The sequence below is a fragment of the Streptomyces sp. NPDC059002 genome (assembly GCF_042740435.1).
Lineage (GTDB): Bacteria > Actinomycetota > Actinomycetes > Streptomycetales > Streptomycetaceae > Streptomyces.
Window position 1 is genome coordinate 7437 of record NZ_JBHYJI010000076.1, and the last position, 13816, is coordinate 21252.

The 13816-nt window shown below is 70.1% G+C and carries 14 protein-coding genes and 1 pseudogene; 5 read left to right on the plus strand and 10 right to left on the minus strand.

Annotated features, from left to right (window positions below; genetic code table 11):
* Nucleotides 1-280: pseudogene (locus ACFWZ2_RS38870) on the minus strand (hypothetical protein); the annotation flags it as partial.
* 160 nt (nucleotides 281-440) lie between these two features.
* On the opposite strand from ACFWZ2_RS38870, the gene lysS reads away from it, so the two are divergent.
* Nucleotides 441-2201: a lysine--tRNA ligase gene (gene lysS, locus ACFWZ2_RS38875; RefSeq protein ID WP_384554077.1), complete on the plus strand. Its 1761-nt coding sequence runs from the start codon at nucleotides 441-443 to the stop codon at nucleotides 2199-2201.
* A 115-nt stretch (nucleotides 2202-2316) separates the two neighbouring features.
* Nucleotides 2317-2526: a hypothetical protein gene (locus ACFWZ2_RS38880; RefSeq protein WP_384554079.1), complete on the plus strand. Its 210-nt coding sequence runs from the start codon at nucleotides 2317-2319 to the stop codon at nucleotides 2524-2526.
* 51 nt (nucleotides 2527-2577) lie between these two features.
* Here the strand turns inward: ACFWZ2_RS38880 and ACFWZ2_RS38885 are convergent, their stop codons facing one another.
* Nucleotides 2578-3105, minus strand: a complete 528-nt coding sequence (locus ACFWZ2_RS38885) for a hypothetical protein (RefSeq protein WP_384554080.1) — start codon at nucleotides 3103-3105, stop codon at nucleotides 2578-2580.
* 176 nt (nucleotides 3106-3281) lie between these two features.
* Between ACFWZ2_RS38885 and ACFWZ2_RS38890 the strand changes: the two genes are divergently transcribed.
* A complete protein-coding gene (locus ACFWZ2_RS38890) occupies nucleotides 3282-5090 on the plus strand; it encodes a trypsin-like serine peptidase (protein ID WP_384554082.1) in 1809 nt (602 codons plus the stop codon).
* 24 nt (nucleotides 5091-5114) lie between these two features.
* Here ACFWZ2_RS38890 and ACFWZ2_RS38895 read toward each other — a convergent pair whose 3' ends face one another.
* The 4 genes from ACFWZ2_RS38895 to ACFWZ2_RS38910 all read right to left on the minus strand — a co-directional run bounded on the left by ACFWZ2_RS38895 (nucleotide 5115) and on the right by ACFWZ2_RS38910 (nucleotide 9607).
* Nucleotides 5115-5963, minus strand: a complete 849-nt coding sequence (locus tag ACFWZ2_RS38895; protein WP_384554083.1) for a DUF3592 domain-containing protein — start codon at nucleotides 5961-5963, stop codon at nucleotides 5115-5117.
* 63 nt (nucleotides 5964-6026) lie between these two features.
* Nucleotides 6027-7361, minus strand: coding sequence for a DUF2637 domain-containing protein (locus ACFWZ2_RS38900; protein ID WP_384554085.1), 1335 nt, complete (start codon nucleotides 7359-7361; stop codon nucleotides 6027-6029).
* Between the two features lie 209 nt (nucleotides 7362-7570).
* Entirely contained in the window at nucleotides 7571-8476 is a 906-nt protein-coding gene (locus ACFWZ2_RS38905) for a DUF3558 family protein (protein WP_384554087.1), read from the minus strand.
* 144 nt (nucleotides 8477-8620) lie between these two features.
* The gene (locus ACFWZ2_RS38910; protein WP_384554089.1) at nucleotides 8621-9607 is read right to left on the minus strand and encodes a DUF3558 domain-containing protein; all 987 of its coding nucleotides are present in this window, start codon (nucleotides 9605-9607) and stop codon (nucleotides 8621-8623) included.
* Between the two features lie 181 nt (nucleotides 9608-9788).
* Between ACFWZ2_RS38910 and ACFWZ2_RS38915 the strand changes: the two genes are divergently transcribed.
* Nucleotides 9789-10982, plus strand: coding sequence for an RtcB family protein (locus ACFWZ2_RS38915; protein ID WP_384554091.1), 1194 nt, complete (start codon nucleotides 9789-9791; stop codon nucleotides 10980-10982).
* A 63-nt stretch (nucleotides 10983-11045) separates the two neighbouring features.
* Here ACFWZ2_RS38915 and ACFWZ2_RS38920 read toward each other — a convergent pair whose 3' ends face one another.
* From ACFWZ2_RS38920 to ACFWZ2_RS38930, 3 genes are all read right to left on the minus strand, one after another.
* The gene (locus tag ACFWZ2_RS38920; RefSeq protein WP_384554093.1) at nucleotides 11046-11255 is read right to left on the minus strand and encodes a hypothetical protein; all 210 of its coding nucleotides are present in this window, start codon (nucleotides 11253-11255) and stop codon (nucleotides 11046-11048) included.
* A gap of 2 nt (nucleotides 11256-11257) precedes the next feature.
* Nucleotides 11258-12025: an SDR family NAD(P)-dependent oxidoreductase gene (locus tag ACFWZ2_RS38925; protein ID WP_384554095.1), complete on the minus strand. Its 768-nt coding sequence runs from the start codon at nucleotides 12023-12025 to the stop codon at nucleotides 11258-11260.
* Nucleotides 12026-12106: 81 nt separating this feature from the next.
* Nucleotides 12107-12442 (minus strand): YnfA family protein, encoded by a 336-nt coding sequence (locus ACFWZ2_RS38930; RefSeq protein ID WP_098244073.1) that lies wholly within the window; start codon nucleotides 12440-12442, stop codon nucleotides 12107-12109.
* Between the two features lie 222 nt (nucleotides 12443-12664).
* On the opposite strand from ACFWZ2_RS38930, the gene ACFWZ2_RS38935 reads away from it, so the two are divergent.
* A complete protein-coding gene (locus tag ACFWZ2_RS38935; RefSeq protein WP_384554097.1) occupies nucleotides 12665-13144 on the plus strand; it encodes a hypothetical protein in 480 nt (159 codons plus the stop codon).
* Between the two features lie 29 nt (nucleotides 13145-13173).
* Here the strand turns inward: ACFWZ2_RS38935 and ACFWZ2_RS38940 are convergent, their stop codons facing one another.
* Nucleotides 13174-13692: a GNAT family N-acetyltransferase gene (locus tag ACFWZ2_RS38940; protein ID WP_384554099.1), complete on the minus strand. Its 519-nt coding sequence runs from the start codon at nucleotides 13690-13692 to the stop codon at nucleotides 13174-13176.
* Nucleotides 13693-13816 lie beyond the last annotated feature (124 nt).

Sequence of the window (13816 nt, forward strand, 5' to 3'; positions counted from 1 at the left end):
CTGTGGGTCTTGTGACCGTTAGGGTGTCCCGGGCGCGGGCCCACTCCGCCTGCCGGCTCTTCAGCTGTCTGTGGTCGTCCCCCCCCCCGACCTGGGTGGCCAGCTCCCGCGGGTTGGCCTTGGCCTTCTTCGCGAGCGCCAGGATGCCGTTGGCCTGGAAGTCCGCCCGGTCGCTACGTCGCAGCAGCGGATCCGCGGAACCGGCCTCCGGCAGGGCAGCCGAGAGGGCGTCCGCGAGGCGCTGGTGGACGGAGGCGGTGAGGGACGTGACCGGGGCCATGAGCTTCCGTTCTCGTAAATGGGGTGCATCAGGGTGAGCATCAAGTGTCCCATGAGGACGGACACCGATTCTCCTGGATAAGAGCAACCCCGGACCGGCTCGTTCCGTCTGGGACAATGGCTGACGCCAGATTCCGAGAATTCCGAGGAAACAAGAGGACGTGCCGATCGTGGCAGCTCAGAGCACTGATACCACCGACTGGGTCTCCCGCTACGCGGACGAGGTCATCGCCGAGTCGGAGCGTCGTGCCCCGGGCAAACCCGTTGTCGTGGCCTCCGGGCTCTCCCCCTCAGGGCCGATCCACCTGGGCAACCTGCGCGAGGTCATGACCCCGCACCTGGTCGCCGACGAGATCCGCCGCCGCGGGCACGAGGTCAGGCACCTGATCTCCTGGGACGACTACGACCGCTACCGCAAGGTCCCGGCCGGCGTCCCCGGCATCGACGAGTCCTGGGCCGAGCACATCGGCAAGCCGCTGACCTCCGTGCCCGCCCCGGCCGGCTCCGCGTACCCGAACTGGGCCGAGCACTTCAAGGCGGCCATGACCGCGGCGCTCGACGAGCTCGCTGTGGAGTACGACGGGATCAGCCAGACCGCGCAGTACACCTCCGGGGTCTACCGCGAGCAGATCCTGCACGCCATGAAGCACCGCGGCGACATCGACGCGATCCTCGACCAGTACCGCACCAAGAAGGACCCGGCGGCGGGCGGCAAGGGCAAGAAGCAGCAGAAGCCCGTCGACGAGGCCGAGCTGGAGGCCGCCGAGGGCTCCGGCGCCGCGGGCGAGGACGACGGCAGCGGCGGCACCGGCGGGTACTTCCCGTACAAGCCGTACTGCGGGCAGTGCGAGAAGGACCTGACCACCGTCGTCTCGTACGACGACGAGACCACCGAGCTCGTCTACACCTGCACGGCGTGCGGCTTCGGCGAGACGGTCCTGCTCAGCGAGTTCAACCGCGGCAAGCTGGTCTGGAAGGTCGACTGGCCGATGCGCTGGGCGTACGAGGGCGTGATCTTCGAGCCGAGCGGCGTCGACCACTCGTCCCCGGGGTCCTCCTTCGTCGTCGGCGGCCAGATCGTGCGCCAGATCTTCGACAGCGCACAGCCCATCGGCCCCATGTACGCCTTCGTGGGCATCTCCGGCATGGCCAAGATGTCGTCCTCCAAGGGCGGCGTGCCGACCCCCGGCGACGCGCTGAAGATCATGGAGGCGCCGCTGCTCCGCTGGCTGTACGCGCGCCGCAGGCCCAACCAGTCCTTCAAGATCGCCTTCGACCAGGAGATCCAGCGGCTCTACGACGAGTGGGACAAGCTGGAGGCCAAGGTCGCCGACGGCACGGTGCTGCCCGCCGACGCCGCCGCGCACACCCGTGCCGTGCGCACCGCCGCCGGTGAGCTGCCGCGCACCCCGCGGCCGCTGCCGTACCGCACGCTGGCCTCCGTCGCCGACATCACCGCCGGTGCCGAGGACCAGACCCTGCGGATCCTGCGCGACCTCGACCCGTCCGACCCGATCACGTCCCTCGACGAGACACGGCCCCGGCTCGACCGCGCCGAGAACTGGATCACCACCCAGGTTCCGGCCGAGGCCCGCACGATCGTCCGCACCGAGCCGGACACCGAGCTGCTCTCCGCCCTGGACGACGAGGGCCGCGAGTCGCTGCGGCTGCTCCTCGACGGGCTCGACTCGCACTGGTCCCTCGACGGGCTCACCCACCTCGTCTACGGCGTGCCGAAGGTGCGGGCCGGGTTCTCCGCGGACGCGACGGCCAAGGAGCTGCCGCCGGAGATCAAGGTCGCGCAGCGCACGTTCTTCGCGCTGCTCTACCGCCTCCTCGTCACCCGGGAGACCGGGCCGCGGCTGCCCACGCTGCTGCTCGCCGTGGGGGCGGAGCGGGTGCGCAAGCTGCTCGCGGCGTAGCGGTCCGCCGGGGCGCGGCGCGATGCGTCGCGCCGTGGCGCTGCATCCTTCGGACTACCCGTGATTCCGCCGGGGGCAGGACGTCTTCGTCCCTGCCCCCGGCGATCATCTTTGTATGAAGGAAATCATCGCCATCGTCGGATGGGTCGTCGGCATTCAGGGCGGCCTCGGTGCCGCGGGACGCATCTTCGGGGACGAGCCCTGGGGGCTGCTGCACAAGTGGTGGGACGTGCCGACGCCGTTGTACCTCGTGCTGCTGGTGGCCGGCGCTGCGCTTGCCCTGTACGGGGAGTTGGGCAAGCACGCGGCCAAGTCCCGGGCGTAGCCGCTTCACCGCGGGCGGGTGGGGGCTGGTCGCGCGGTTCCCCCCGCGCCCCTACCCGCGACGGCGCCTGCGGTGCACGAAGACGAAGGCCAGCGCGGCGACGACGACGGTGGCCGCGCCCGCGATGAAGCCGATGGCCGTGGTGCTCAGGCCGTCATTCGTGTCGGTGCTGTCGTCGCACGCGGCCTTGCTGGCCTTGTCGGCCTTTTCCACCGTCACCTTGCCGTTCGACTCGGCCTCGTCCGGCGGGACCGGCTCGTCGAAGCGGAGGGTGTGGTCGCCCGGCTTCGCGTCGCAGCGGACCGTGGCGTGGCCCTTCCACGAGACCTTTCCCGAGGAGTCCAGTTTCACCGGTCCCGAGAATGCGTCGGACCGTACGGTCACTTTCTTGTCGTCGTCCATCTGATCCATGAGTTCGGGATTCACGACCGACAGCGTGACGCGTTCGCCGGGGCGCACCGAGCCGGGAGAGACGGTGAGTTCACCCTGATCGCCCGCGCCCGCAGCGGAACTCGTGATGCCCGCGAGGGAAAGGGCGAGAGTGATCGCTCCGACGGTTGCGGCGCGTTTGTGTGGCATAAGGTGCAGTCCTCGGGTTCGGACGAGCGGAGCTCATTCCGGTTGCTGGATCCGTGCCTTGCGATCCTATCCAGGGGGAGCCCGTGCACCCGCCCGACCTCGGGTGCCCGGCCGTTCGGTACGCGATCGCAGCCGACCACCCAGTTCGTTCTGCGAATCGCAGCAGAAAGGCAGTTGTGCGTATTTCTCGTTGGGCCCGGGCCGTCGCCGTGGGGATGGGCAGCGGATTCCTCGCTGCTTCGGCGACCACCGCTTCCGCCGCGCCGGCCACACCGGAATGGAAGATCGAGGAGACCGTTCCGCGCAAGAGCGGTGCGGAATGGGCAGTTGAGGACGCGGAGCGGTTCTGGACCGCCGACCGCATGGAGTCGGCGACGCCGCTTCCGGCCACGGAAACGGAAAAGGACGCCGGGAGCGGTACGGACGCCGGAAAGCGGCGTGCCAAGGCCTCGGGGCCCGTCGCCTACGCCGCCGGTGCCAAGACCGACTACGAAGGCTCCAAGACCATCGGCGTGCTGTACTTCGTCGACAAGGGAATGGCCACCCACAACTGCACGGCCAGCGTCGTGCACAGCCCCAAGGGCAATCTGATCCTCACCGCGGGGCACTGCGGAAACGGCAACAAGTACGCCTTCGTACCCCAATACCGCACGGGCAAGAAGCCCGCACAGCAGCCCAACGGCATCTGGGCGGTCGACCGGGTCTTCAAGGACCCGCGGCACACCACCTACGGCCCCGGATCCGACCTCGACTTCGCCTTCGCGACGGTCAAGCCCGACAAACTCGGCCGCCAGGTCGAGAAGATCACCGGCGCCAACAAGCTGACCCGCACGCCGAATTACAAGGTCTGGGTCACCGTCATCGGCTATCCGTCGGCCAAGAACGCGCCCAAGGACCAGGCGATCAAGTGCCGGACGAAGACGACCCGCCTGACCGGGTACAAGCAGCTGCGCATGGAGTGCGGCGGCTTCTACGGCGGCACCTCCGGCAGCCCCTGGCTGATGAACTTCGACGAGAAGACCAAGACGGGCCAGGTCGTCGGCAACCTCGGCGGCGTGGGCGGCGGCGGGGCCACCGACTCCGTCTCGTACGCGCCGTACTACGACGACGAGGTCTTCAAGCTCTACGACGACGCCGTCAAGAACGTCGGCACGGTCAAGCGGCCGCCGCTGCCCAGGACCCTCGGCGTGGGCGAGACCTGGCAGCACGCCAAGCAGCTGGCCACCGGCGACTACACCGGTGACGGCAAGGCCGACCTGCTCGCCGTGTGGACCGACGGCGAGGTCACCCTCCACCCCGGCAACGGCAAGGGCGGCTTCACCGCCGAGCGCCGGCTCCGGAAGGCCAACTCGACCTGGAAGCACGCCACGACGATCACCGGTGGCGACTTCACCGGCAACAACACCTCCGACCTGATCGTGCGCTGGTCCGACGGCGAGGTCACCCTCTACCCCGACGTGACCGCCGCGGGCTTCGGCAAGGAGATCAATCTCGCCGCCGCCAAATCCGTCTGGAAGCACGCCGACCAGCTCACCGCGGGCCGCTTCAGCGGCAACAAGTGGGTCGACGACGTCGTCGTACGCTGGAGCGACGGCGAGGTCAGCCTCTACAGCGACGTGGACGGCCGCGGCTTCCGCAAGGAGACCAAGCTCCAGAAGGCCAACGCCACCTGGAAGCACGCCACCCTGCTCACCAGCGGCGACTTCACCGGCAACGCCAACTGGGACATCATCGTCCGCTGGACCGACGGCGAGCGCACCCTCTACCAGGACGTCAGCACGCGCGGCATCGGCAAGGAGACCCGGATGCAGGCGCCCGGCGCCCTCTGGAAGAACGCCAAGGTGATGACGGCGGGCAACTACACGCCCAACGGCCGCCCCGACGACCTGATCGTCCGCTGGAGCGACGGCGAGGTCACGCTCTACGCCGACACCAGCACCCGACTCGGCCCCGAGCGCACCCTCGTCCCGCCGAAGGCGTCCTGAGCCCCGGCGTCCGCCGCGGCGGGCTCAGCCCGGCAGGAGCCCGGCGACGACCAGCCACAGCGGGATGAGCAGCAGGGCGAACGAGAGCACCCCGAAGAACGTCAACACGGTGCCGCGCGCGGCGAGTCGCCTGTCGCGCGCGCTTCTGACCCGGGTCGGCGACAGCGGGTCGTAGGTCACGTCCACCGGACCCGTCCTGCCCTTGTGCGCGTAACCGACCGGCTGTGTGACGACGAGGTGCTCGCCCTCCAGCGTCCGGAATTCGTAGATGGGACGCCACTCCGTGTCCGAGCTGGCCGAGCCCCCGTGCGACTTGTAGTCGCGGATGCGGCCGGAAACGGTGATGCCCCGCCGCCACAGGATCAGCGCGTCCCGCACGACCTCTTTCCAGCCCACGGCGAACATCAGCCAGCCCACGGGGCCGTAGAGCATGATGAAGCCCACCAGGCCGCCGATCCCCGCCTCGGCGCCCCGCTCCAGGGCCACCTCGAAGAACGCGAAGTACGCCACCACCGCGGGGCCGATCAGCCAGAGCAGGGGACGCCCCGGCAGCCGCGGGCGGCGGCGCTCGGCAGTCTGCACCGTCACCAGCGACGGCCCGTGATCGACGGTCGACACCCGCCCCAGGGCCGAACGCAGCCGCTGGGTGAAGGCGTCGGCTGCGGTGACGTTGCGGGTGGTCAGCGCGACGGCATCGTCCTCGCCGCCGCCGGACAGCTCAAGGCGTACGCGCCCACCGGCGCACGCGACGCGTCCGATCGCCGCCAGCGGCACGGTCCACGTCACCCGGCCGCGCACCACCAGCACCGCATTCGCCGTCAGCCGGAAGACGACGCCCCGCCCCCGCAACACCACATCCGGTATCCGCCCCATGACCAAGATCATAAATGACGGCAAATAGGGTACGGAAAGCGGATGTTCGGGATGAACCGGGAGCTACGCGATGTGGTCTTCCATCAGCTCGTCGTTGAGACGGGCCGCGAACCGGTCCATGTAGTTGTTCAGTTGGCGGGACTGGAGGCGCAGGCCGTAGGCCGCCTCGACGTTGGCCGCGAATGCGCCCGGGGTGGGCATGCCCTCGCCCTCTATCGAGTGGCGGAACACCTGGTAGAGCTCTTCGTCGGTGGGGGCGGGCGCCGCGGCGGGCTCGGGGGCGGGGGCGGGCTCCGGGTGGGGGATGCCGTCGCCGAGGGGGCGAGTGCCGCCCGCGCCGTTCGGGACGGGGAACTCCGGGGCGGGGTGGGGCTGTTGTACGGCGACGGGAGGCTGCTGCCCCTGCGGTCCCGGCTGTGCTTGCTGCTCCAGCTGCTCCTGCTGTCCCTTCTGTGCTTGCTGTCCCTGCTGCGCTTGCTGGAGGCGTTCCTGTTCGGCGTACCACTGGTCGTACGGGACCACGGGCTCGTACGAGGCGTTGTGGGCCGCGAACCAGGGGCTCTCGTGCTGGTTCACCGGGAGCGTCTCGTCGGGGGCGTCGGGGGCGTCGGGGGCCGGGACGGTGGACGGGGCGGGGGCGGCGGGCAGTTGGGGCTGTGCGGGCTGGGCGGTCGCTTCGGGTGCCGTCGCGGTCTTGGGGGCGGGCGGGAGCAGGACCGGCTCGATGCCGGCGGCCGCCAGGCCCGCGGGGGCGGTTTCCGCGAGGGGGACGCCGAAGCGGGCAAGGCGCAGTGGCATGAGGGACTCGACGGGGGCCTTGCGGCGCCAGGAGCGGCCGAAGCGGGCCTGGAGGCGGGCCTGGTAGACGAGGCGGTCCTGTTCGAGCTTGATGACCTGCTCGTAGGAGCGCAGTTCCCACAGCTTCATGCGGCGCCACAGCTTGAACGTCGGGACGGGGGAGAGCAGCCAGCGCGTGAGGCGCACGCCCTCCATGTGCTTGTCGGCCGTGATGTCCGCGATCCGGCCCACCGCGTGCCGCGCCGCCTCGACCGCGACCACGAACAGGACCGGGATGACCGCGTGCATGCCCACGCCCAGCGGGTCGGGCCAGGCCGCGGCGCCGTTGAACGCGATCGTCGCCGCCGTGAGCAGCCACGCCGTCTGGCGCAGCAGCGGGAAGGGGATGCGGATCCAGGTCAGCAGGAGGTCGAGGGCGAGCAGGACGCAGATGCCCGCGTCGATGCCGATGGGGAAGACGACCGAGAAGCCGCCGAAGCCCTTCTTCTCGGCGAGCTCCCGCACGGCCGCGTACGACCCCGCGAAGCCGATACCGGCGATGACGACGGCACCGGCGACGACCACCCCGATGAGTATCCGGTGCGTCCGTGTCAGCTGCATCGCGGCCACCCGCGAACCCCTCCCTGTACGGCCTGTATCGGCTTGTTGCGAGCGACAGCCTGGCACATGCGTGCGGAGGGCCGTGGGCCGGTACGCCGGGAGCCCGGCCCCCAAGGGGGCCGGGCTCCGTCAATTTGTGCGCCTGTACGGCGAGTTGGGCCTGTAGGGCCTGTTGAGGCTCTTGGGCCTGTTGGGCCTCTTGGTCCTCGTCAGGACTTGCTGGTGCCCGACTTGTCCTTCGACTTGGAGTCGTCGGACGTGCTGTCGTCGCTCTTCGCGTCGTCCTTGGCCTTGGAGTCATCGGCCTTGGAGTCCTCGGACTTGGCGTCGTCCTTCGGCTTCTCGCCCGAACCCGACGCCTTGCCGCCGCCCTCGTTCGCCGCGACGACCGCCGCGGCGGCCTCCTTCGCGGCCTTCTGCGCGGCCTTGCCCAGGGCGCCCGCGTCGGGGGACTCGTCGCCCGCGAGGCCCGCGCCGTTGTAGTCGACCGTGATGACCGCGTTCTCCACGCGGGTCACGAACGTCTGCTGCTTGAAGGTGTCCTTGTCCTTCTTCAGGTCGTACTTCACGAGGGTCGCCTGGTCGCCGACGCCCTGCACGGGCTCGGACTTCAGGCCCTTCGCGTCCTTGGTCGCCTGCGCGTCCGAGACCTGCTTGGCGAAGTTGTCCTGTGCGCGCTTCGCGCCGCTGCCGAGCGAGGCGTCCGAGTCGAAGCGCAGCGTCGAGACGCGCAGCCAGCGGAACTGCGAGCCGTCCACGCCGTTGTTGTCGAGGCTGTCCCAGGAGCAGCTGCCGCGCGTGGCGGTGTCGCTGGACGTGCCCGCCTTGCCCGACTTGTCCTTCGCCTTCGGGACCAGCTCCTCGAGCGTCTTCTTCGACAGGACCTCGCAGGGCTCAGGAAGCTTGCCGTACGCGGCCTTCTCGACCTTCGGGGCCTTGTCGCCGCCGGTCTTGGCCGACGCCGACGCCTTCGAGCCCGAGTCCTTCTTGGCCCCGTCGGAGCCGGAGTCGGAGTCGGACGAGCAGCCGGAGGCGACGAGGATCACCGGTACGGCGGCCGCGCAGACGAGGAGGCGGCTGCGGAGCTGTCGCTGTCGCTGTGCAGGTCGGTGCATGGTTCCTTCACTCAGTTCGTCTCGTGACGTCCGGTTCGTCTCGTGACGTCGTCGGGTCCGAGGGGCCACGGTACGCGCATGGGACGACGGGCGGATCCGCTTCACCGGACCCGGGACCCCCTCCGGACCCGCTTCTCGCGACCGCTACTCGTCGAACGTCCCGGAGAGGCTGTCGGCCAGTTCCAGCGCCTTGTCCTGCATTTCCTTGCTGTCGGGCACGTCCGTGCGGCGGCCCGGCTGCTCGTCGTACTCGATGGTCACGATGACGTTCGACGTGCGGAACACCACAGTCACGGTGCGGTGCCGGGTGGCCGATGTGGCGGTGGTGAGGGCGTCGTCGAGGAAGGCCTCGTCGCCGAGGTCGTCGAGGGTGCGGGGTTCGAGACCGGCGGGCGGGGTGGCGGGCCGGGAGGCGCCGCCGGTCGGGTTGTCCGAGCCGCCCTTTCCTCCCTCACTGCCCTTTTCGCCCTTACCGTCCTTGCCGTCCTTGGTGGACTTCTTGGACGGGGCGGGGTCGTCCGCCTTGGCGCCCTGGGCCTTGTCGCCCGCCTCGGAGTCCGCGGAGTCCGAGGAGTCCGAGGAGTCCCCGGCCTTGCCGGACGCGCCGTCCGTGGGCTCGCCGGACTCCTCGGTGCCCTCGGCGTCCTCGGCCTCCTCCGTCTCCGTGGAGGTCGGCTCCGGAAGGTCGGCCTCCTTGAGCTTCGTCGCGTAGACGGAGGCCGCGCGCTCGTCGTCGCTGACCGCTCCGTCGTACGACACGACGCGCTCGAAGTCGACGAGGAGGTGGTGCGAGGCGCCGGACGACTCGACCTTCCAACGGCAGCCCACGCGCCGGTCGGTGTCGTACGTCACCGTGGGCGTCCCCGCGTACGCCTTCTCCTGCTGCTCACCCTCAGGCATCTCCTCCAGGCCGGGCAGCATCGCGTCGAGCGTGCTCCGGTCGACCTCGCCGCAGGGTTCGGGGAGCGTGCGGTACTTGCCGGGCCGCGCCGGAGCGGTCGAGCTGCCGGTGTCGCCGGGCTTCGAGTCGTCGGCGTCGTCGCCGAGCCCGGAGCCGCCGCTGCAGCCGACGAGCAGCGCCGCGAGGAGCGCGGCCGCACCGGGTACACAGGCCTTGGCCTTCCGCTGCACCGTGATGGCTCCTCTCGCCTGGTCCTGCCTGGTTATTCGGTTGCCGCCGGTGGGCGACCGGTGGACACAATGTCTATCGCACGCGCTGCCGTGGACGCCGGTCCGTTACCCCTTTCGTTGACCTTGGCTCCGGTATTTGCGCTTCTAGGCTTGTAGTTGATTACGGGGGAATGAGGACGATATGTCGTACGTAGAGGTTCCCGGTGCGAAGGTACCGATCCGGATGTGGACCGACCCGAGGTCGGTCGAGGACGCGGCGATGCGTCAGCTCCAGAACGTCGCGACACTGCCGTGGATCAAGGGTCTCGCCGTCATGCCGGACGTCCACTACGGCAAGGGTGCGACGGTCGGCTCGGTGATCGCCATGCGCGACGCGGTCTGCCCGGCGGCGGTCGGCGTCGACATCGGCTGCGGCATGTCCGCCGTCAAGACCTCGCTGACCGCGAATGACCTTCCGGGTGATCTTTCGCGGCTGCGGTCGAAGATCGAGCAGGCGATTCCGGTGGGGCGGGGAATGCATGACGACCCCGTGGAGCCGGGGCGCTTCCATGGGATGGCCACGGCGGGGTGGGATGACTTCTGGGAGCGGTTCGAGGGGGTTGCTGAGGCGGTCAAGTTCCGTCACGGGCGGGCCGTTGCGCAAATGGGGACACTTGGCGCGGGAAATCACTTCTGGGAGCTATGCCTCGATTCGGACAATTCGGTCTGGATCATGCTGCACTCCGGATCCCGGAACATCGGCAAGGAGCTGGCGGACCACCACATCGGCCAGGCCCAGAAGCTGCCGCACAACCAAGGCCTCGTGGATCGCGATCTCGCCGTCTTCGTCGCGGACACCCCGCAGATGGCGGCGTACCGGCACGACCTGTTCTGGGCGCAGGAGTACGCGAAGCACAACAGGGCCATGATGATGGCGCTCTCCCAGGACGTGATCCGCCGCGAGTTCAAGAAGGCCAAGGTGACCTTTGGCGAGGTCATTTCCTGTCACCACAACTACGTCAGCGAAGAGCGCTACGACGGAATGGACCTGCTGGTCACCCGTAAGGGCGCGATTCGTGCCGGCAGCGGTGACTACGGGATCATCCCGGGCTCGATGGGCACCGGCTCGTACATCGTGAAGGGCCTCGGCAACGAGGCGTCCTTCAACTCGGCCTCGCACGGCGCAGGTCGGCGCATGAGCCGGGGCGCGGCGAAGCGTCGCTTCTCGACGAAGGACCTGGAGGAGCAGACGCGGGGCGTCGAGTGCCGCAAGGACTCCGGCGTCGTGGACGAGATCCCGGGTGCCTACAAGCCGATCGAGCAGGTCATCGACCAGCAGCGCGACCTCGTCGAGGTCGTGGCGAAGCTGAAGCAGGTCATCTGCGTGAAGGGCTGAGGCGGCCCGACGCAGGCCCCGACGAGGTGCGCCCCCGGTCCCGCAACGGGCCGGGGGCGTACGTCACTTCGCGTGTGTCACCGCGTAGATCATGACGAACGCGACGATGTGGATGCCGAAGAGGAAGTACGCGAGGTACCACCACATCATCCGTTCGTTCTTCTTCTCCTCGGCGAGGCGGCGGGTCTCCTGCTCGTGGGTGAGGCGTTCGAGCGGGTCGGGGGCGTCGGCGGAGTAGGCGGGGGTGCCGGGGTCGTCGGCGGGCAGGGGCATGGTCACAGCTCCCGGTGGACCTTGGTGTTGGAGGCCTGGGCGCGGGGGCGGACGACCAGGAGGTCGACGTTGACGTGCGGCGGGCGGGTGACCGCCCAGGTGATCGTGTCGGCCACGTCGTCGGCGGTGAGCGGCTCGGCGACGCCCGCGTAGACCTTGGCGGCCTTGTCGGCGTCGCCGCCGAAGCGGGTCAGTGCGAAGCCGTCCGTCTTGACCATGCCGGGCGCGATCTCGATGACGCGGACCGGGGTGCCGACGATCTCCAGGCGGAGGGTCTCGGCGAGGACGTGCTCGGCGTGCTTGGCGGCCACGTAGCCGCCGCCGCCCTCGTACGTGCCGTGGCCCGCGGTGGAGGACAGGACCACCACCGTGCCGTCGCCGCTCGCGGTGAGCGCGGGCAGCAGGGCCTGGGTCACGTTCAGGGTGCCGATGACGTTCGTCTCGTACATCTGGCGCCAGTCGGCCGGGTCGCCGGTGGCGATGGAGTCCGCGCCGAGCGCGCCGCCCGCGTTGTTGACCAGGACGGCGATCTTCTTGAAGGCCGTCGCGAAGGTGTCGACGGCCTCGCGGTCGGTGACGTCGAGCGCGTACGCCACCGCGTCGTGCCCGGCGTCGGTGAGCTCGGCGGCGAGGGCCTCGATGCGGTCCTTGCGGCGCGCGGTGAGGACCACGCGGTATCCCGCGGCGGCCAGGCCGCGCGCGGTGGCGGCACCGATGCCGCTGCTCGCGCCGGTGACGATCGCGATGCGGGTGGCGGCGACGGCGGTCATGGTGCGCTCCTCTGGCAGGCGGATCCGGTGCGGTACCCGTACTGGTGAGATCGGTCCATCCGCCAGGATAGGCGTGCGATTTCAGCGGCCTCGCGGCGCGTACATGATCACGGCGACGCCCGCGAGGCAGACCAGCGCCCCGACGACGTCCCACCGGTCGGGCCGGTAGCCGTCCGCGACCATGCCCCAGGCGAGGGATCCGGCGACGAACACCCCGCCGTACGCGGCGAGAATGCGGCCGAACTCGGCGTCCGGCTGCAGCGTGGCCACGAAGCCGTAGACGCCGAGCGCGATGACGCCCGCCCCGATCCAGGCCCAGCCCCGGTGCTCGCGCACGCCCTGCCAGACCAGCCAGGCGCCGCCGATCTCGAAGAGCGCGGCGAGGAGGAAGAGGGCGATGGAGCGCGTGGTGAGCATGGTCAACAGGGTGGCATGGGGCATGTGTGCGGGGACGCAGTGGAAGGTATCGGGGCAAAGTGCCCGTGCGGGTGCGTGGACGCGGGCAGCGGACGGGAAGCGCAAGCGGAGGTTGCTGTGTCGGGTCTTCGGGTTCGGGTCGGTCAGCGGGTGGGTGTGGGTGTGAAGGTGGGGGTGGCCCTGGGGGTGGGGGTAGGGCTGGGGTTCGGGGGTGTTCTGGGGGTGGCGCCCGTTGCGGGTGCCGCCGTCGGCGGGCCCGAGGTCCCCGAGGTCGACCTCGCCTTCCACGGTGACGTGTCCTTGTACGAAGGGGTCGTACGAGTCCGGTTCGTGCCGCAGAACCACGGGCCCATGGACGTCGCCGGAGCCACCGTGCGGCTGCGCTGGTCGGTGCCGCTCGTGGATGCGCGGCCGCTGCCCGATGCGTGCCTGCGGTCGGGAGCGGACACGGTCCTGTGCCGCACGGGCGCGCTGGACGCGGGGAGCGTGGGCGAGCCCGTCGAGATCGTGGTGCGCGTCGCGGGGGAGCGGGGGGCTCCGGGTGGGCCGGACGGGCCGGACGGGCCGGGCGAGGTGGGCGAGGTGGGCGAGGTGGGCGTACGGATCGGTACGGAGTGGAACGGCGGAGCCACGGACCCGAACCCGCGGAACAACGAGCACGCGGTGCTGGCCCTGGACACCGGGGATGCCTACTACTTCTGAGGCGTGGCCTACGCGTTCTGAGGCGTGGCCTACGCGGGGTTCAGCGCGAGGCGCCAGTCGTTGCAGGGGTGCCAGTTCCCCTTCGGGTACTCGATGGACGCCTCGCCGACCAGTGTGAAGCCCGCCTTGCGGCAGACCGCGTTCGACGCCGCGTGGCCGGTCGCGGGGAAGGCGTGGAGGTGGGGGTGGCGGCCGGCCGCTCGTACGTGGGGGACGAGCAGGCGGGCCGCGGTCGCCGCCAGGCCCCTGCCCTGGAACGCGGGCAGGACGCCCCAGCCCGTCTCCCAGACCTGCTCGCCCTGCCAGGTCGTCTCCCAGTGGCCGATGGACCCCGCGAGCTCGCCGTCGAGGACGATGCGGAACATCTGACCGCGGTCGTGGTCGTTGGTCGCGAGGTAGCGGCGGTGCCGGTCCTCGACCTTTTCGCGGGTCTCGGGGCCGCCCAGGTACTCGGTCAACTCCGGGGTGTTGAGGGCGTGCAGGAGGTCGAGGCCGCCGTCCTCCGACCAGGGTTCGAGCCGTACGTCGGGTGTCTGTGATCGGTTCATGTGCTCACGGTAGGCGGGGGGTCTGACAGTGGCCGGGGGGCGAGGAATAGGCGGGAGGGCCGCGCCGTTCCGTAAGGTGTAGTTGAAAGATGAACAACCTGCGCAACAGCCTGCACAACCTGAG

Coding starts and splice junctions, on each gene's coding strand:
- ACFWZ2_RS38880 (WP_384554079.1), top strand. CDS start 2,317: ATGAAGGAAATCATCGCCATCGTCGGATGGGTCGTCGGCATTCAGGGC.
- ACFWZ2_RS38885 (WP_384554080.1), bottom strand. CDS start 3,105: ATGCCACACAAACGCGCCGCAACCGTCGGAGCGATCACTCTCGCCCTT.
- ACFWZ2_RS38895 (WP_384554083.1), bottom strand. CDS start 5,963: ATGGGGCGGATACCGGATGTGGTGTTGCGGGGGCGGGGCGTCGTCTTC.
- ACFWZ2_RS38900 (WP_384554085.1), bottom strand. CDS start 7,361: ATGCAGCTGACACGGACGCACCGGATACTCATCGGGGTGGTCGTCGCC.
- ACFWZ2_RS38905 (WP_384554087.1), bottom strand. CDS start 8,476: ATGCACCGACCTGCACAGCGACAGCGACAGCTCCGCAGCCGCCTCCTC.
- ACFWZ2_RS38915 (WP_384554091.1), top strand. CDS start 9,789: ATGTCGTACGTAGAGGTTCCCGGTGCGAAGGTACCGATCCGGATGTGG.
- ACFWZ2_RS38920 (WP_384554093.1), bottom strand. CDS start 11,255: ATGCCCCTGCCCGCCGACGACCCCGGCACCCCCGCCTACTCCGCCGAC.
- ACFWZ2_RS38925 (WP_384554095.1), bottom strand. CDS start 12,025: ATGACCGCCGTCGCCGCCACCCGCATCGCGATCGTCACCGGCGCGAGC.
- ACFWZ2_RS38930 (WP_098244073.1), bottom strand. CDS start 12,442: ATGCTCACCACGCGCTCCATCGCCCTCTTCCTCCTCGCCGCGCTCTTC.
- ACFWZ2_RS38940 (WP_384554099.1), bottom strand. CDS start 13,692: ATGAACCGATCACAGACACCCGACGTACGGCTCGAACCCTGGTCGGAG.